This is a genomic window from Planosporangium spinosum, assembly GCF_049999945.1.
Taxonomy (GTDB): domain Bacteria; phylum Actinomycetota; class Actinomycetes; order Mycobacteriales; family Micromonosporaceae; genus Planosporangium; species Planosporangium spinosum.
Genome location: NZ_JBLYUB010000024.1, coordinates 49,457 through 66,718, shown reverse-complemented (window position 1 = coordinate 66,718; position 17,262 = coordinate 49,457). Strand labels below are relative to the sequence as shown.

The following is a 17,262-nucleotide window of genomic DNA, read 5'->3' as shown; positions in this document are numbered from 1 at the left end:
GCCGAGCCCGCCCCAGGATTGCCGGCCGCGGCGACCCGGTCGCCGCGGCCGGTGTCGCGGTCGTTCGTCGCTCCCGGATGGCCCGGCCGGCCAGGTTTGTCGCGGGATGTCCGGTGATTTTGTCGCGGGCTGTCCGGTGATCAACTGGGAGGTCGTCCCGCCCGGGGGATCAACGGGGATTGACTGCCTGTTGCTTCCATCGCTCGTTGTTCACGCCGGCCACGAGCAGCCACAGGCACAGCGATCCTTCGCCGAGGAGCGCAGGCAGCTGGATCCAGGGGACCAACTCGGCGGCAAACCCCGGTGCCAGGATGTCGGCGAAGCTGTAGATCAGGTAGGCGAGGCCGTCGATCGCCAGCAGGACACCGATCGTCGTGGGCAGGAACCTCGACCGGAGGAGCAGATAGCCCATGCAGAGGAGGTCGAAGCCGAAGAACACCGTGTGGATGGTGTAGTCGATGCCCGACAGGTCGCCGGGCAGGTACGCCAGCGCCTGCAGCTGTGCCGCCGGAAGAGCCTTGCCGTACGGTCCGCCGCTCAGCAGGACCAGCGGAGTGAACTGGTTGACCAGGCCGGCGGCCTCGATGGCGGTGCCGACCAGGATGAAGAACACATCCAGCTGGGCGATCCGCCGGTTCACCACCTTGAGCAGGTCATAGAAGATGATTGCCAGGCCGACGTTGGTCACGGTGACCACGACGTGGGCGGCGAGGCCGGACCGGTAGAGCAGTTCGTGGGTCGCGATGTTGTGCGCCGTGGCCGCCGGATCGGCCGTGACCAGCATGGCGGGAACGACGGTGATGGCGAAGGCGCCCCCGACGATGTTCATGAGGTAGAGCAGGCCGGCGATCCTGGCCAGCCGGCGCGGTGAGGTGCCCGCAACAGAGTTCATCACAGACCGTCCTCCACACGCGGGGATGACGATGGTTCGACGGTCGGTGTCGACTGCAGGGTGATGACCTCGTGGCCGCGCAGCGCCTCGAGGAACGGTTGGAAGCTGCCGGTGACGAGGCAGCGCACGACCGGACCGGCGGTCTCGACGGCGCTGACTCCGGACGCCGCTTCGATCTGCCGCACGGGGGGTGTGCCGACAAAGCCGACCTCCACGCGCCAGGTGGGATGTTCCGTAGTCATGATCAAAATCTAGGGAGCGCATGACGCGCCGCCATCAGTGCAACCACTGAGCCGGTACTGAGTGTTTGCGCCGTGAAGATCACGGCGCGTAGTACGGTCGGTCGGTGCCCAAGCCCACCGACCGATCGGGCAATCTGCCCGCCCAGGCGACCAGCTTCGTCGGCCGTCGCCATGAGCTGGCCGAGGCCCGCAAGAAGCTGGCCACCGCGCGGCTGGTCAGCCTGGTCGGGCCGGGCGGGGTGGGCAAGACACGCCTGGCGGTCCGCGTCGCGACCGACCTCCAGCGAAATTTCGGCGACGGCGCCTGGCTGGTCGAGCTCGCCGAACTGGCCGATCCGGCGCTCGTCGGCCACGCCGTCATGACCGCCCTCGGCCTACGCGACCAGGCCGCGACCGAGCCGGTGGCCCTGCTCCGTTCGTACCTGAAGGACAAGCAACTCCTACTCGTCGTCGACAACTGCGAGCACCTGCTCGACGCGGCCGCCCGACTCGTCACCGACGTGATGAAGGCGGCGCCGGGGGTGCGCGTGATCGCGACCAGCCGGGAGCCGCTGTCGGTTGCCGGTGAGCACGTGCTGCCCGTTCCTCCGCTCCAGCTGCCGTCACCGCACGCCGACGAGTCTCTCGCCCAGCTGCGCCAGAACGAGGCGGTCACGCTCTTCGTCGAGCGGGCCGCGGCGGCGTCGGGCAGCTTTGACCTGACCGCCGACAACCAGGCGGCGGTCGTCGACGTGTGCCGCCGGCTCGATGGGCTGCCGCTGGCAATCGAACTGGCGGCGGTGCGCACGCGGGCGTTGAGCCCCGAGCAGATCCGCGACCGGCTGAGCAGCCGGTTCGACCTGCTCACCGGCGGTAGCCGGGCCGCGCTGCCGCGCCATCAGACGCTGCGCACCGCGATCGGGTGGAGCTACGACCTGCTGGCGCCGGCCGAGCGGACGCTGCTGGCGAGGTTGGGCGGGTTCGCCGGTCGGTTCACCCTCGACGACGTCGAGGCGGTGTGCTGCGGCGACGACCTGCCGGCGACACATGCGCTCGACCTGCTGTCGTCGTTGCTGGACAAGTCGCTGGTGACCAGGGAGGACGTCGCCGGCACCGCCTGCTACCGGCTGCACGAGACGATGCGTGAGTACGCCCGCCACAAACTGCGCGAGGCGGGCGAGGAAGAAATCGTCGAGGAGCGCTGCGCCGATCACTACCTGGCGCGGTGTCGGCAGTTCGCGGCGGAGGGACGCTTCCGGCTGCTCGACTGGCTGGCCTGGGCGGAACTGGAGATAGACAATCTCCGAGCAGTCCTGCACAGCTGCGCCGACCGCAACGACTCCCGGCGCGGAATCGACCTCGCTACCGCCCTGATCTGGTACTGGCTCACCCGCGCGACGACCGAGGGGGTGCGGTGGCTCGACGAGCTGCTCGCCCGCACTGCCGAGCCGGTCGCGCACCCGTGGGCGTACTTCGTCCGTGGGTTCCTCGCCGTGCTGCAGAACGACCCGTCGGCGGCTCTGCCGGCGCTCGACCGCGCTGTGGTGGCGGCCCGTTCGGCGGGGCAGCCGGATGCGCTGGCGCAGTCGCTGGGCATGGCGTCGATCGCGGCGAACCTGGCCGGCGACCGCGCGTCCGCCAGGCGGCTGCTCGACCAGGCTCGTGTCGCCGCCGCCGACCTGGACGACCTGGGCACCGCCCTCATGCTGCACCAGGCCCCGGCGCTCAACGGTCTCCTCGACGGCGACCTCGACACCGTCAGGTCCGCCGCAGCCGAGGGTGCCCGGCTCAGCCGCGAAGCGGGCGACCTGTACAGCCTCGACATGATGCTGATGAACCAGGGTTTCGCCGCGCTGCTCTCCGGTGACCTTCCCGAGGCCGAGCAGCGGTTCACCGAAGCGCTGCGCATCGCCCACCAACTCGACGACCGGGTGGCCCAATGCCACCTGCTCGGCGCGCTGGGCTGCTGCGCGGCCGCCTCGCGCGAGTCACGGCTGGCAGCACGGCTCCTCGGGGCGATGGAGAGCCTGCGCGGCGAAGCGGGCGCCCGCATCAACGCGGGAATGGCTCCGGCCCTGACGCAGGCCACCACATCGGTGACGGCCGCACTCGGCCCGGCGACATTCGGGGCGGAGTTCACCGCCGGACAGCAGTTGAGCCGCGAGGCCGCGGTACGGCTCGCTCTCCGCGAGCTCCCTCCTCCGGCCGCCGCAGCCCCGGACTATTCCAGCGTGGGCATCCTCGGCCAACGCGAAACCGACGTCGCGCGGCTGGTCGCTGACGGTCTGAGCAACAAGCAGATCGGCGCCCGCCTGTTCATCTCCGAACGCACCGTCGAAAGCCACGTACGCAACATCCTCAACAAGCTCGGCTTCACCTCACGAGCCCAGATCGCCGCCTGGATGGCCACGCCGGACCACGAATAGCAGGACTGGACTTCCGCACATACTCCCGACCGAGTGGGTCGTGCCGAGGCCCGGCTCCGTTATCGTTGGCGTTCGATGCCCCGCCATCACTGAGCCTTTTCATCATGGGTAGCGGTTGGCGGCCTTCTGCCGGCGGGACAGCCGTGGACGCGGGTGGTGACGCTCGAACGGGAGGTCGCTGAGCAGCATCGCGAGGTGGTGTGCTCGTTGCACCTGGGTCTGATGCGTGGGGTGTTGGCGGAGGTGCGGGCCCCGAGGGGTGTCGACCAGGTGGAACCGTTCGTCGAGCCGTCGCTGTGCCTGGCCCGTCTGGGTCCCGCTCCGCGCCGGCCGGCCGGCGCGGACGGCACGTCCTCCACGACAGCCGTCGGCAGACCCGACGTCCGCGGTGACGAGGGTCGACGACAGGGCGTGCCCGCGACCGTTCCCGTTGATGACGGTGAACATCTGTCTGGGCTGCCGCAACGCGGCTGATGCGGACCTTCCGGACCTCCGGGCCTTCGTGGCGGTAGTTCTCGTGTCCTGCGCCTGAAATTCGCCTGGTGCTGTGCGTGGACGGTTCAGGCGCTCGGCCGATCTCAGGTTGGCGATCAGCCGGCCCAGGTCGGCCGCGTCCCAGGTTGAGCCCGCGCCACCGCGCCGGATTGTCGGCACGCGGCTGTCGTCGTCTCCGGTCGGCTGTTCAAAAAGGTGCTCCCCGTCCGTCTCGATCGTCTGGGTTCATGCCGTCAACAGGCCTCGCACCGGCCCGGATGCCGCGCAGCCGCATCGGTCACGGACCTGCCCGGCCGGCACCGCCGTCTCCCACCCGTGTGCGGCGTTGATTGATCTGTCGTCGCAGAGGTTTCGGTCAATCAATGCGGCCCGTAGCAATAGGGGCCGACACGTGGTCGACCCGCTGGTCCCCATTGCGGGGATGGCGCTGCACCGCAGACACGCGACGGCCGCAGACACGCGACGGAAGAGAGGCCGAGCGACATGAAGCCAGCGAGCGGTTACCTGGCGGCTCTGATCGCAGGTCCGGTCAAGGCACCGGCGACGGGCTAGCCCCGCCGGCGCGGCACCCGGGTGTCCGGGCGCCGTCCAGATCGGCAGCACGGCCTAGGTGATGGTCGGTGGCCAGACCGCGGCGTCGATGAAGCAGTTCAAGGGATGCGGCAAGAACGACGGCTACACCGACGTCCGGCAGTCATCACAGCACGCACAGCGGATGGACCGGGTGCGCGGGCGTCGTGAATCGCCACGACAGCCGGTGCTGGCCCCCGACCGCGGCCGGGGTGCGGCAGACCGTCAGCCCGACGACGTACGGAGGAAGCAAGGCATGACGATGACAAGGATCCGGGCCGCCGTCACGGGGTTGCTCGCGACCGCCGCGGTGGTGGGTGGCGTGGCGTCGAGTGCGGCGTCGGCGTCCGCCGCGACCTCCGGACCGGTGTGGTCCACCGCCGCGGCACTTCCGGCCACGGCCGCTGCGCTGCCTACCGTCGACATGGAGGCGACCGTGCTGGCCGCCCAGATCGACCCCCGGCGCGCCGACCACACGCTGACGCCGGGCGCGCGGGTCCCGCGCGACGGGTACGTCGTCGACGCCCGTACCCAGGCGATGCTCACCGAGGCCGAGCGTGTGCTCGGCTTCCGCCTCGTGCTCGAGCAGGGCTCGTACAACCCTGGCGGCGACCCGACCTCGGCCGGCACCCACGACGGCGGCGGCGTGGTCGACGTCGCCGTCACCGGGATGTCCGCCGCCACCCGTACCGCCGTCGCCCGCGCGCTGCGCCAGGTCGGCTTCGCCCCTGGGTCCGTGACCCGAGCCAGGGCGACTGGCCGTGGCACATCCACGCCGCGGCGATCAGCGACACCGACCTGTCCAGCCAGGCCCAGCACCAGACCGGTGACTACTACCTCGGCCTGAACGGCCTTGCGAACCGGGGCCCGGACGACGGGCCGCGGATCCCGATCCACACCTGGGAGGAGTACCAGCGCACGCACTGACCCCGGCGCCCGCGGAACACCGACAGGCGCACCCAGTCACCGATCACCGATCACCGCTCACTATCCGAAGAGGACACATGCTGAACCTACGCAAGGCTCTCACCGTCGCCGGCGTCGCGCTGGCCATCACCACCTCGTCCTTCCTGACCACCGGTTCGCCCGCGCTCGCGGCGTCCCGGGACGGCGTCTGCGACAGCGGCGAGTTCTGCTACTACTACAACAGCGACGAGGCCGGTTCGGTCTCGGACTTCACCGACTCCCTGGACGACTACGGCACGACCCAGCCGTCCTGCTACGAGTTCAAGGGCGCCGGCAACGGCCAGGGCGTGTGCGTGAAGAACAACGCGGCGTCGGTGTGGAACCGCAGCAGCAAGACGGTGCGGGTCTACTACAACAGCAACTTCGCCGGAAGCTACCAGGACTTCGCGGCCGGCGCGAAGGGCAACCTCAACGCCACGCTGAAGAACAACAACGCCTCGCACGAGTTCCTCGGCAGTACGGGCGGTGGGCAGACCCCGCGCGACGACTACGACGGTAACGCGCGCGGCTTCGTGCAGGACAACTGCACCGCTTTCGCCGCGTGGCGGATCGCGAGCCGGCTCGGCGTCCCGAACTTCAGCAACAGCTGGAAGACGACCTGGGGTAACGCCGGTACCTGGGACGACGCCGCCCGCCGGGTCGGCGTGAAGGTCGACACGACACCAACGGTCGGCGCGATCGCCGTCAACGACGTCCACAAGGTCGGTCACGTCGCCTACGTGAACAAGGTCTACTCCGACGGCTCCTTCGACGTCGAGGAGTACAACTGGAACAACCCGCTGCACTACGGCACGCGTTCACACGTGCACGTGAGCAGCGCCCAGGCCGACTTCCAGCACATGCTCCACTTCTGATCGGGACGTGGAGATGTTCTTCCGCAGGAAGGTACTCGGCATTCTGGCCGTGGTTGTGGCAGCGCTCGCGGGAGCGACGGTGGTGGCCGGTCCGGCCTTCGCCGCCGGCCGTGACGGGACCTGCGACAGCGGCGAGTTCTGCTACTACTACAACAGCAACGAGGCAGGTTCGGTCTCGGACTTCACCGACTCCCTGGACGACTACGGCACGACCCAGCCGTCCTGCTACGAGTTCAAGGGTGCCGGCAACGGCCAGGGCGTGTGCGTGAAGAACAACGCGGCGTCGGTGTGGAACCGCACCAGCAAGACGGTGCGGGTCTACTTCAACAGCAACTTCGCCGGGGCGAGCCAGGACTTCGCACCCGGCGCGAAGGGCAACCTCAACGCCACGCTGAAGAACAACAATGCCTCGCACGAGCTACTGGATGGGACACCCCCGACGGGGTGCAAGACCGACGGCACCAACACCACCCTGCCGACCTCGATCCTGGTCTACCGGGTCGGCCTGGGGCGAGTGGACCGGGTCGATTTCAAGACGTACGTCAAGAACGTCCTCCCGAACGAGTGGGTGCCGAGCTGGCCGAACGCCTCATTGGACGCCGGCGCCGTCGCCGTCAAGAGCTACGCCTGGTACTGGGCGCTGCATTCGACCCGCAAGACCCCGGGCGGCCAGTGCTACGACGTCCGGGACGACACCGGCGACCAGGTGTACAAGCCGTCGTCGGCGCAGTCGTCGACGTCCGCCGCCGTCGACCGGACCTGGTCGACCCGGATGACCCGCAACGGAAACATCCTGGCGGCGCAGTACTGCTCGACCACGACCGCCTGCGGTGCCTGGGTGGACGGGAACTGGATGTCGCAGTACGGCTCGCGTGACCTCGCCAACGCCGGCCACGACTTCCGGTACATCCTGCGCTATTACTACACGGACATCGCTCTGTCCTGACGGTCACCTACCCCACCGGGTGGTCCGCCGTTCATCTCGGGGTGCCGGTACGCCTTACCGGCACCCCGACCTCGCTATCTGTCTACCCGAACCGCATCTCTCATCCTGTACGGACGTTAGAAGGGATACCTGGCGGGCTCGCCGCGCATGGTGATCCATCGGGTCTCGGTGAACGCCTCGATGTTGGCGGGGGCGCCGCCGAACCGTGATCCGGTGCCGGATGCCCGTACGCCACCGAACGGGGCGTTGGCCTCGTCGTTGACGGTCTGGTCGTTGATGTGCACGATGCCGGTGGGGATCTGTTCGGCGACCGCGAGCCCGCGCATCACGTCACGCGTGACGATGCCCAGCGAGAGCCCGTACTCGCTGGCGGTGGCCAGCGTGATGGCTTCCTCCACTGAGGACACCCGGGTGACCGGCGCGACCGGGCCGAACACCTCCTCGGCGAAGGCCGGGGCGGTGAGCGGTACGTCGGTCAGCACCGTGGGTTTGTAGAACAGCTCCTCGTAGGAGCCGCCGGCCGCGAGCGTCGCGCCCTGGTCGACGCTGGCCGTGACCATGCGGTGGATCTTGTCACGCTGTCCCGCGTCGATGATCGGGCCGAGCGCGACCTCCTCGGTCGCCGGATTACCGACCGGGAGTTGCCCGGCCTTGTCCGCGAGCCGCTCGACGAACTCGTCGTACACCCGGTCGGAGACGAGGTGCCGGCCGGTGGTCATGCAGATCTGGCCCTGGTGGAAGAACGAGCCCCAGGCGGCCAGGTTGACCGCCGCGTCCACGTCGGCATCATCGAGCACCAGCAGCGCGGAGTTGCCGCCGAGCTCGAGGTGTGCCCGCTTCAGGTGCTTGCCGGCGAGCTCGCCGATCCGGCGGCCGACCGGGGTGGAGCCGGTGAACGAGATGACCCGGATGTTCGGGTCGGTGACGACCGCCTCGCCGACGTCGGCGCCGCCGGGCAGCATCTGCAGCACGCCCGGCGGCAGCCCGGCCTCCTCGAAGATGCGCGCCATGAGCGTGCCGCCGGTGACCGCGGTGCGCGGGTCCGGCTTGAGGATCACCGCGTTGCCGAGCGCGAGCGCGGGAGCCACGGACCGGATGCCCAGGATGATCGGCACGTTGAACGGCGAGATGACGCTGACCACGCCGGCCGGCATACGGCGCGCCATCGACAGCCGCGGCTGCTCGGACGGCAGTACCTCCCCGAGCGCCCGGCCGGGCAGCGAGGACGCCTCGTAGCACTCCTCCGCGGCGACGTGCAGGGCGAACCCGGCCATCCCGGGGACCGCGCCGACCTCGCGGATGTTCCAGCCGCTGATCTCCGCGGCGTGCTGCTGCCACAGATCGCCGGCCTTGCGCAGCACCGCGGCCCGAGCGGTGTGGGGCAGGGCCGCCCACTCCTTCTGGGCCGCGACGGCGCGGACGCCGGCCTCGGCGACATCCTCAGGTGTCGCCAGACCCATCCGGCCGAGCTCGGCACCGGTGGCCGGCTCGACGACCGGGTAGTCGCCTCCCCGGCCGGCGGTCCACTCGCCATTCTTGAAGATCTTTCCCTGCCAGTCGACGCCGTCGAGCAGTCCCACAGCGTGCTTCCTTCCTCGTGTCCTTGTCAGTGGTTCATCCGCAGAACGGGCTTGAGCACGCTGCCCCGGTGGCTGTCCTCGAGCGCCTTGTCGATGTCTGCGAGGTCGTAGAACCGCACCAGCCGGTCGAACGGGAACCGGCCCTGCCGGTGCAGCTCGACCAGGGTGCCGATCAGCGTCTCGCTGCGGCCGCTGCCGCCCAGGGTGCCGACGATGCGCTTGCCCCACAGCGTGGTCAGGTGGTCGACGCTGAACTCCGCGCCGGCGGGTGCGCCGCCGATCAGCACGCAGGTGCCGAGCATGCCGACACTGTCGACGGCCTGACGCACGACGGAGATCACGCCGGTGCATTCCAGGGAGAAGTCGGCCGGACCGCCGCAGCGGCGGTGTACCTCGGCGACGGGGTCGACCTCGGCGGCGTTCACGGTGTCGGTGGCACCGAGTTCTTCGGCGAGCTTCAGGCGCTCCGGGTGCCGGTCCACGGCGATGATCCGGGTGGCCGGGGAGAGCCGGGCCGCCATCACCGCGGCCAGACCCACCGCGCCGACGCCGTACACCACCAGGCTGGCGCCGGGACCGGGGCGGAGCGTGTTCATGACGGCTCCCGCCCCGGTGGAGATCCCGCAGGCGAGTGGGCCGAGGATCTCCAACGGAGCGTCGTCGGGTACGACGACGAGGGCGTCGGCCCAGGTGAGGGCGTAGGTCGAGAAGGACGACTGTCCGAAGAAGTGGCTGTGTACTCCCGATCCGTCCGGGCGGCGCAGGGCGCTCTCACCGGCGCGCGGACCGAGCAGACGACCGCCACCGCAGAGCGCCTCGCCGAGGCGGGCACAGTAGCGCGGCTCGCCGTCACGGCAGTTGCGGCACTGTCCGCAGGACGGCCACCCGATCACCACGTGGTCGCCCGGGCGTACGGCCGTGACGCCTTCGCCGACGGCGACCACCTCGCCCGCGCCCTCGTGGCCGAGCACGCTAGGGAACGGCATCGGGAGGTCGCCGTGCCTGGTGATGGAGTCGGTGTGGCAGATACCGGACGCGACGATCTTCACCAGGGCTTCGCCCGGGCCCGGCTCGTCGAGCTCGAGTTCCTCCACGCGGAACGGGCCGTCGAGCTCGTCGACGACGGCGGCGGTCACCTTCATCGAGATCCTCCCTGGCTGATGGGTTGGGGAATGGCGGGCCGGGGCAGCGGGGGACACAACTGCTCCACCAGCCGGGCCGCCTGGAGTACGAGAGCGTCGCCGCGCGCGGGTCCGGCCAGCTGCAACCCGACCGGCAGACCTCCGGCCAGCGCCACCGGCAGGGACAGCGCGGGCAGCCCGGCGGCGTTGAACGGTGAGGTGAGCCGCGTCAGGACGAACTCGACCGGCCAGTCCTGGCCTGCTACGGACAGCGTGTGCGCGCCGATCTGCGGCGCCGTCACCGGCACGGTGGCGCTGGCCAGCACGTCGTATGAGCGCAGCGCCGCCAGCAGGGCGGCGACCAGCCGGCTCAGGGCAGCTTCGTTTCGGTCGACCTGCTCCTCGCCGGGTGCCGGCAGTCGCATGAGCTCGGCGATGTCCGCACCGAACAGGGTCGGGTCCTGCTCGAAAGCGGCGCGGTGGAAGGAACCGGCCTCTCCGACGATCCGGGCGAGCAGCGCCTCCGGCATCAGCGGCTCGTCGGGAATCGTGACGTCGTCGACGTGCAGGCCCTCGTTTTCGAGGAGGGCCCGGGTCGTGGCCAGGGCGGCCCGCACCTCGGGGGCCAGGACCGCGTCGTACCAGCCGCCGAGCCAGCCGATCCGCAGCGGCCTTCCCGGCTCTCGCTGCGCCGCCGCAGGTGTCGAGGCGGCGAGCCCGTCCATGAGCAGCGCGGCGTCGTCGACCGTCCGCGCCAGCACGCCGAGGTGATCCAGCGACGGTGCCAGCGGCAGCACCCCGTCGAGCGGGATCCTGCCCCGGCTGGGCTTGAAACCGACGCAGCCGCTCAGCGCGGCGGGAATCCGCACACTGCCGGCGGTGTCGGAGCCGAGCGCCCCGAGGGAGCTGCCGGCGACGACGGAGGCGGCCGAACCGCCGGAGGACCCACCGGGGATGTGGCCGTGCCGGTACGGGTTGTGGGTCGGCCCGAAGAAGGCGCTGTCCGTGCGGCCGCCCCACGCGAGTTCGTGGGTGGTGTGCTTGCCGAGGATCACCACGCCCGCGTCGCGTAGCCGCGAGACGGCGGTGGCGTCGGAATCCGGAACGTGCCCGGTGAAGCGGGGCGAACCGTAGCTCGTCGCGATGCCGGCGGTGTCGATCAGGTCCTTGATGCCCACCGGGATGCCGTGCAGCGGGCCGCGGCGGCGGCCCTGTGACAGTTCCTCGGTGAGCTGGTCCGCCTGCTTACGGGCCGGGTCGGCGGTGACGGTGGCGTACGCGTGCAGCGACGGCTCGGTGGCCGCGATGCGTTCGAGTAGAAGCTCGGTCAACTCGACCGGTGTCAGCTCACCGCTCGCGATCGCCGCCGCGGCCGCCGTCGCGGTGTCAGTGGGAGTCGGCATTGGCGGCCCGGGTCCGGACGAAGTACCCGACGGGGAACAGGCTCAGGCCGGTACGGTCGCGCACCACGCCCCACAGCCCGCGCGGCAGCCAGAGCGCGGCCGCCATGCCGACGGCGCCGAGCAGCACCAGGTACCACGACCCGTAGTCGGAGAGGAGTTGCTGCAGCGCGAAGAAGACCACCGCACCCAGCAGCGGGCCCTCGATGAACCCGATACCTCCGATGACGACGATGAAGATCATGTACGCCGACCACTGGACGCTGAAGATGGCGTCGGGGTTCACACTGAGCGAGCTCACGGTGATCACGCCGCCGGCCGCGCCGCAGCCGGCCGCGGAGACCAGGTACACCAGGAGTTTGGCCCGGCGTACGTCGATCCCGACCGAGCTGGCCGCGGTCTCCTCGTCGCGGACCGCCATCAGCGACAGGCCGAGCCGGCCTCGCAGCAGCAGGTAGCCGGCCGCGATCGAGGCAAGGGCGAGCCCGAGCGCGATCCAGTACGTCAACGCGCCGCGCAGCGTCTGGTCGATGCCGGACAGTCCGGACAGGCTCTTGCCGCTGGCGCCGCCGAGGCTGTCGACGCGTACCACGAGCAGCCGGTAGACCTCCGCGATCACCCAGGTGCCGACGGCGAAGTAGTCGCCGCGCAGGCGGAAGGCCAGCCACGACGTGGGTACCGCGAAGATCGCGCAGGTCACCGCGGCGAGGACCACCGCAAGGTAGGGCTGGACGCCCTGATCGGCGAACGCGATCACGCTGTAGGCGCCGATCCCGATGTAGGCCTGCTGGCCGACCGAGACCAGGCCGCCGAAGCCCGCGAGCAGGTTCCACATGCTCGCCAGCGCGATCAGCACGAACAGGTTCACCAGCGTGTCCGTCACCTTGGCGAACACCAGGAACGGCAGCGCGCACAGGACCGCGACAGCGGCCAGCATCACCAGCGCCGACAACTTCGACGACCGTGCGGCCCGGCTCACGTCGACCGCGGCGGCGGCCCGTGAGGTCAGCGTCTCGGAGATGGTCATGCTTTCCGTCCTGCGATGAGGCCCTGCGGCCGGAAGGCCAGCACAGCGAGGAAGATCAGGTGGCCCGCGAGCAGCGTCAGGGCCGGATCGATCTGCGCACCGACCGACTGGGTGACGCCGAGGACGATGCCGCCCAGCAGGGTGCCCCACAGCGACCCGAGGCCGCCGATGACGACCGCCTCGAAGGCGAAGATCAGCCGGGAGGGACCGATCGACGGATCGAACGACGAACGCATCGCGAACATCAGCCCGGCGATCGCGACGGTCGCGAACGCGATGGCCGTGGCGATGCCGTAGATGTGCCGGCTGTCCCCACCGACCAGGTTGGCCGTCTCGGGGTCGTCGGAGGACGCCCGGAGCATGCGGCCCAGGCCGGTGCGGGACAGGAACAACTGGATCCCGGTCAGCACTACGACAGCCAGTCCGAACGTGGCCAGCGACAGGTACCCGATGGAGATGGAGCCGGTGAGCTTGAACGAGCCGGTCGCGAACGATCCGCCGTCCAGGGTGCGGGTGTCGGCGGAGAAGATCTCCAGCAGTACGTTCTGCAGCACGATCGACAAGCCGAAGGTGACCAACAGCGTGGCCAGCGGACCCGACTTGAGGCTCTTCTGAAGAAGTACCCGCTGGGTCAGGTAGCCGAGCACCGCGAACAACGGAACCGTCACCACCAGCACGAACCACAGGGGTAGGCCGGTGCCGCTGATCAGCGCCACCGCCAGGAACGAGGCAACCACCGCGAGGTCGCCGTGGGCCAGGTTGACGATCCGCATGACGCCGAACATCAACGACAGGCCGGTGGCGAACAGTGCGTAGAGACCGCCGATGAGCAGCCCCTGGACGAGGGCGTTGAGAAAGTCCATGTCAGTGTTGTCCCTCTCGTGCGCCCCCGGCGGGGAGCGCCTCTCCAATGCCGAAGTAGGCGTGCTCCACCTGCTCAGGGGTCAGATCCTGCGGCCGTCCCTCGAGCACCGACCGGCCCTCCAGGAGGCAGTGCACCCGGTCCGCGACGCGCATCGCCTGGGATACGTCCTGCTCCACGATCAGCGCCGTCGTCCCGTTGCCCACGATGCCCGGCAGGACCTCGTAGATGCGGCGCACGATCACCGGTGCGAGGCCCAGTGACAACTCGTCGATCAGTAGCAGGTCGGGGTTCGACAGCAGGGCGCGGCCGATGGCCACGGACTGCTGCTCGCCACCGGACAGCTGAGCGGCGTTCTGCTTGCGCCGCTCGGCCATCCAGGGGAAAAGCTCATAGACGCGGGCCAGCGTCCATGGGCCCGGACGCTTACGGTAGGTGCCGGTCAGCAGGTTCTCTTCTACCGTCAACGAGCGGAAGAGCCGCCGTCCCTCCGGTACGAGCGCGACGCCGGCAGACACCCGCTTGTGGGCCGGCAGCCTGGTGATGTCGCGGTCGCCCAGGTGGATGCTCCCCGACGTGGGCGGGTTGAGCCCGGCGAGGGCACGCAGCAGTGTCGACTTGCCGGCCCCGTTCGCCCCGATGACGGCCAGAACCTCGCCCTGTTCGAGCTCCAGGCTGAGTCCGTCCACGGCACACAGCTGCCCATGGTGGACGGTGAGGTCGCGGATCGAGAGCAGGGTCATGACGCCACCTCCTCGGGCAGGTCGGTTTCCGGCCCCGCACCGAGATACAGCTCGCGTACCTTGGGGTCGGCGAGCACCTGGGTCGGTTCGCCGTCGGCGACCACGTCTCCACCGGCGAGACAGACCATCCGGCCGACGGTCTTCACCAGCGCGTGCACGACATGCTCGATCCAGACGATGCCCAGACCTTCGGCGTGCAACTGCTTGACCATCGTCACCAACTCGAGTACTTCGGGCTGGGTCAGACCACCGGCCACCTCGTCGAGCAGCAGCAGTCGCGGATTGGTTGCCACGGCCCGCGCCACCTCGAGGCGCTTGCGCTGCAACAGTCCGAGCCGCCCTGCCGGGGTGTTGGCGAGGTCGGCGAGACCGGTGCGTTCGAGCACGCCCATGGTGTGCTGCCAGGCCTGTCTGCCCTTCAGCGCGGCGCCCTGGTAGCCGCACACCAGCACGTTTTCGAAGGCCGTGAGATGCTCGAACGGGCGTGGCACCTGGTAGGTGCGGCCGATGCCGGCCCGGGTCCGGGCATGGGGCGGGACGTCGGTGACGTCCCGCCCCTCGAACCACACCGCGCCGCTGTCCGGACGAAGGTCACCGGAGATCATGGCGAACAGGCTGGACTTGCCGGCTCCGTTCGGGCCCACGATGCCGAGCGCCTCGCCGGGGGAGACGGAGAGCGTCAGGTCCTTCGCGACGGTCACCCGGCCGAAGCTCTTGGTGACGTCTTCGAGGTGCAGCAGCTGGTTCATCAGGCGTTGGTCGCAACGAGGTCGCCGCCGACCGGGACGGACTTGTTCGGCGTGTTGTCGACGATGACGACGTCCCACGGGAACTTGCTGCCCTTGCGCCACTGGCCGCCCACCGGGTGCTGGATGGCGATGCCCGGCTCCGGTCCAGCGGTGAAGTCCAGGTCACCGCTCATGCAGTTGATCTTCATGGTGCGCAGCTTGGACGCGACCTCATCGCGGTCCTTCGGGTCGCTGGCGTCCTTGAACGCCTGGATCGCGATCTCGAACAGCGAGTACACGGAGCCGAGCGCCTGGGTCCACTGCTTGCCCGTCGAGGCGGCGAAGTCGTCGGCGAGCTGCTTGGCGCTGCGCCCGTCGAGGATCGACTTGTACGGGTGCGCCGGGCTCCACCAGAAGTCGGTGGCGATGTTGTTGGCGAGGGGGCCGAGCGCCTCGGCCTCCGACGGGAACAGCATGACCTTCGCGACCGTGGCGAGTTTCGGCCGGAATCCCTGCTGCTGGGCCTGCTTCCAGAAGGTCTGGAAGTCCGGCGGGATCGGCGTGCAGGTGAACAGTTCGGCGCCGGAGTTCTTGAACTTCGCGATCTGCGAGGTGAAGTCGGTGGCCACGTCCTGGTACGCGCCGCCGTCGACAGGGGTGTAGCCCGCCTTGCTCATCATCGGCGCCAGTCCCTGCCGGAACGCGTTGGCGTCGGTGTCGTTGGGCCACAGCGCCGCCACGTTCTTGTTGGAGACGCCGATCCGCTCCCACATGGGGAAGAAGCAGTCGGCGAACTGCTGCATACCGAAGAAGAACAGCGTCGTGTACTTGAATCCCTGGCCGGATTTGCCGTTACGGCCGTGAAACCAGGCCTCCCAGGGCGCGATCGTGGTGACGTTCGGGATGCCGTTGGCCTCGCACTGGTCGGCCACCGGGTTGGTGGTGTCCGGCGTGGACGAGCCGACGATCAGGTCCACCTTGTCGCTGTTGATCAGCTGCCGGGTGACCTCGGTGGCGCGGTTCGGGTTGGACTGGGTGTCCTTGACGACGATCTCGATCTTGCGCTTCTTGCCGCCCGCGGTAAAGCCGTTCTTGACGGCCTCCTGGATCTGCTTCACCACGAAGTTGTCGGCGGTCGCGAATCCGGCGAGGGGGCCCGTCTGCGGGCTGACATAGCCGATCTTGAGTACGTCGGACGAGGAACTTCCCGCGCCCTTGAGGCCGCCGCAGGCACTCAGCAGGGGGGTGCTGCCGACGGCGGCGGCTCCCAGGCCCACCGCCTTGAGGAGGGAACGACGGTTGATACCGCCCATGGAGGTGTCGCTCACGCCCGACTCCTTTTATCGACCCGGGTAGGTCAGGTCTGTCGCATGACCTGCCCGGGGTGTGGATGAAGCGGTCCGAGACCGCGCGCCGCCCTTCGCAGCGAGCAAGTGGGCGCTGGCGCGGGAGGAATGTAAAAGGCCCGGTGTGACGCAGGCAACAATGCGTTCGGTTTTCCGGAACGGAAGTTCAGCAGTCCGAACGATCACTCCGGGCTTCGGTACCCGAGCCTGCGTGAGATCTCCCGTGCGGTCCGCCTGAGGTGGGGCTCTATCCGGGCGGCGAGCGACTCGATCGAGCTCGGCGCCGCGCTCAGGTGAACCGCCACATTCAGGGCGGCGACCACCTCGCCGGTCCTGTCCCACACCGGTGCGGCGAATGACCGCAAACCGGGGGTGAGTTCCTCATCATTGACGGCCACACCGCTCTGCCGGACCTTGGCCAGGGCCGTCATGAGCTGTTCGCGGTTCGTGATGGTCTTCGGACCGCGGCGGGCCAGGTCCGAACGCTCGAGGATCTGCCGGAGGGTCTGGGGGTCCTTATGGGCAAGGATCGCCTTGCCCATCGCCGTGCAGTAGGCCGGCAGCCGTGAACCGACCTGCAGGTTGAGGTCCATGGCGAGGGCGTTCCGACGCCCGCTGCGCCGCCGGTCGACGTACACCACGTCCGGTCCGTCGCAGATGGCCATGCTCACGGTGAAGCCGGTCTGGTCGGCGAGGCTCTGCAGCAGCGGAGCCGCGACCCGCGTGAGGTCCATGGACTCGATCGCGGAGAAGCCCAGGTCAACCACTCGTGGACCGAGGAAGTACTTCTTCGTCTCGGTGTCCTGCTGCAGGTAGCCCAGCTTCGTCAGGGTCGTGACATACCGGTGCGTGGTGCTCTTTGTCAGGTCGACCGCCCGAGCGAGATCGGCGATGCCCAGCACGGACCGGCTGCCGTTGAACGCGGACAGGATCTTCAGGCCGCGCTCCAGCGAGACCGAGAAGTCCCCGGACTTCGAGGCCTCCCCTCCCGGCTCACGTACGGGCTTGTTCTGGTCAACCATCGATCCAGAATAAGGGGGTGCGTTCGAACAGATCGAACGACACGTTGACCATACGGAGGATAG

General features: G+C 69.3%; 16 protein-coding genes. 4 read left to right on the top strand and 12 right to left on the bottom strand.

Features of this window, described 5'->3' with window-relative positions:
• Positions 1-169: 169 nt before the first annotated feature.
• Both ACNTMW_RS26375 and ACNTMW_RS26370 read right to left on the bottom strand, forming a co-directional pair.
• Complete coding sequence (locus ACNTMW_RS26375; RefSeq protein ID WP_426636520.1) at positions 170-892, bottom strand: DUF4386 domain-containing protein; 723 nt, start codon at positions 890-892, stop codon at positions 170-172.
• Entirely contained in the window at positions 892-1,134 is a 243-nt protein-coding gene (locus ACNTMW_RS26370; RefSeq protein ID WP_426636518.1) for a hypothetical protein, read from the bottom strand. The genes ACNTMW_RS26375 and ACNTMW_RS26370 overlap by 1 nt, the downstream gene beginning before the upstream one ends.
• A 104-nt stretch (positions 1,135-1,238) precedes the next feature.
• On the opposite strand from ACNTMW_RS26370, the gene ACNTMW_RS26365 reads away from it, so the two are divergent.
• Positions 1,239-3,539 (top strand): ATP-binding protein, encoded by a 2,301-nt coding sequence (locus ACNTMW_RS26365; protein WP_426636517.1) that lies wholly within the window; start codon positions 1,239-1,241, stop codon positions 3,537-3,539.
• A gap of 1,192 nt (positions 3,540-4,731) precedes the next feature.
• Here the strand turns inward: ACNTMW_RS26365 and ACNTMW_RS26360 are convergent.
• Entirely contained in the window at positions 4,732-4,857 is a 126-nt protein-coding gene (locus tag ACNTMW_RS26360) for a hypothetical protein (protein WP_426636516.1), read from the bottom strand.
• A 3-nt stretch (positions 4,858-4,860) separates the two neighbouring features.
• Between ACNTMW_RS26360 and ACNTMW_RS26355 the strand changes: the two genes are divergently transcribed.
• From ACNTMW_RS26355 to ACNTMW_RS26345, 3 genes are all read left to right on the top strand, one after another.
• Positions 4,861-5,451, top strand: a complete 591-nt coding sequence (locus ACNTMW_RS26355) for a hypothetical protein (RefSeq protein WP_426636515.1) — start codon at positions 4,861-4,863, stop codon at positions 5,449-5,451.
• 157 nt (positions 5,452-5,608) lie between these two features.
• The gene (locus ACNTMW_RS26350) at positions 5,609-6,424 is read left to right on the top strand and encodes a CHAP domain-containing protein (RefSeq protein WP_426636514.1); all 816 of its coding nucleotides are present in this window, start codon (positions 5,609-5,611) and stop codon (positions 6,422-6,424) included.
• Between the two features lie 13 nt (positions 6,425-6,437).
• Complete coding sequence (locus ACNTMW_RS26345) at positions 6,438-7,370, top strand: SpoIID/LytB domain-containing protein (protein WP_426636555.1); 933 nt, start codon at positions 6,438-6,440, stop codon at positions 7,368-7,370.
• Between the two features lie 116 nt (positions 7,371-7,486).
• Here the strand turns inward: ACNTMW_RS26345 and ACNTMW_RS26340 are convergent, their stop codons facing one another.
• From ACNTMW_RS26340 to ACNTMW_RS26300, 9 genes are all read right to left on the bottom strand, one after another.
• Complete coding sequence (locus ACNTMW_RS26340; RefSeq protein WP_426636513.1) at positions 7,487-8,950, bottom strand: benzaldehyde dehydrogenase; 1,464 nt, start codon at positions 8,948-8,950, stop codon at positions 7,487-7,489.
• Between the two features lie 26 nt (positions 8,951-8,976).
• Positions 8,977-10,092, bottom strand: coding sequence for an NAD(P)-dependent alcohol dehydrogenase (locus ACNTMW_RS26335; protein ID WP_426636512.1), 1,116 nt, complete (start codon positions 10,090-10,092; stop codon positions 8,977-8,979).
• Positions 10,089-11,474: an amidase gene (locus ACNTMW_RS26330; protein WP_426636511.1), complete on the bottom strand. Its 1,386-nt coding sequence runs from the start codon at positions 11,472-11,474 to the stop codon at positions 10,089-10,091. Before ACNTMW_RS26330 ends, ACNTMW_RS26335 begins: the two co-directional genes overlap by 4 nt.
• Positions 11,458-12,498 carry a branched-chain amino acid ABC transporter permease gene (locus ACNTMW_RS26325; protein WP_426636510.1) on the bottom strand — a complete coding sequence of 347 codons (1,041 nt, stop codon included), beginning with the start codon at positions 12,496-12,498 and terminating at the stop codon, positions 11,458-11,460. Before ACNTMW_RS26325 ends, ACNTMW_RS26330 begins: the two co-directional genes overlap by 17 nt.
• Positions 12,495-13,361: a branched-chain amino acid ABC transporter permease gene (locus ACNTMW_RS26320; protein WP_426636509.1), complete on the bottom strand. Its 867-nt coding sequence runs from the start codon at positions 13,359-13,361 to the stop codon at positions 12,495-12,497. The genes ACNTMW_RS26325 and ACNTMW_RS26320 overlap by 4 nt, the downstream gene beginning before the upstream one ends.
• 1 nt (position 13,362) lies before the next feature.
• On the bottom strand, positions 13,363-14,103 hold the full coding sequence (locus ACNTMW_RS26315; RefSeq protein ID WP_426636508.1) for an ABC transporter ATP-binding protein: 741 nt from the start codon (positions 14,101-14,103) through the stop codon (positions 13,363-13,365).
• The gene (locus ACNTMW_RS26310; protein WP_426636507.1) at positions 14,100-14,852 is read right to left on the bottom strand and encodes an ABC transporter ATP-binding protein; all 753 of its coding nucleotides are present in this window, start codon (positions 14,850-14,852) and stop codon (positions 14,100-14,102) included. The genes ACNTMW_RS26315 and ACNTMW_RS26310 overlap by 4 nt, the downstream gene beginning before the upstream one ends.
• Complete coding sequence (locus tag ACNTMW_RS26305; RefSeq protein WP_426636506.1) at positions 14,852-16,159, bottom strand: ABC transporter substrate-binding protein; 1,308 nt, start codon at positions 16,157-16,159, stop codon at positions 14,852-14,854. Before ACNTMW_RS26305 ends, ACNTMW_RS26310 begins: the two co-directional genes overlap by 1 nt.
• A 200-nt stretch (positions 16,160-16,359) precedes the next feature.
• Complete coding sequence (locus ACNTMW_RS26300) at positions 16,360-17,199, bottom strand: IclR family transcriptional regulator (RefSeq protein ID WP_426636505.1); 840 nt, start codon at positions 17,197-17,199, stop codon at positions 16,360-16,362.
• Between the last annotated feature and the right edge of the window lie 63 nt (positions 17,200-17,262).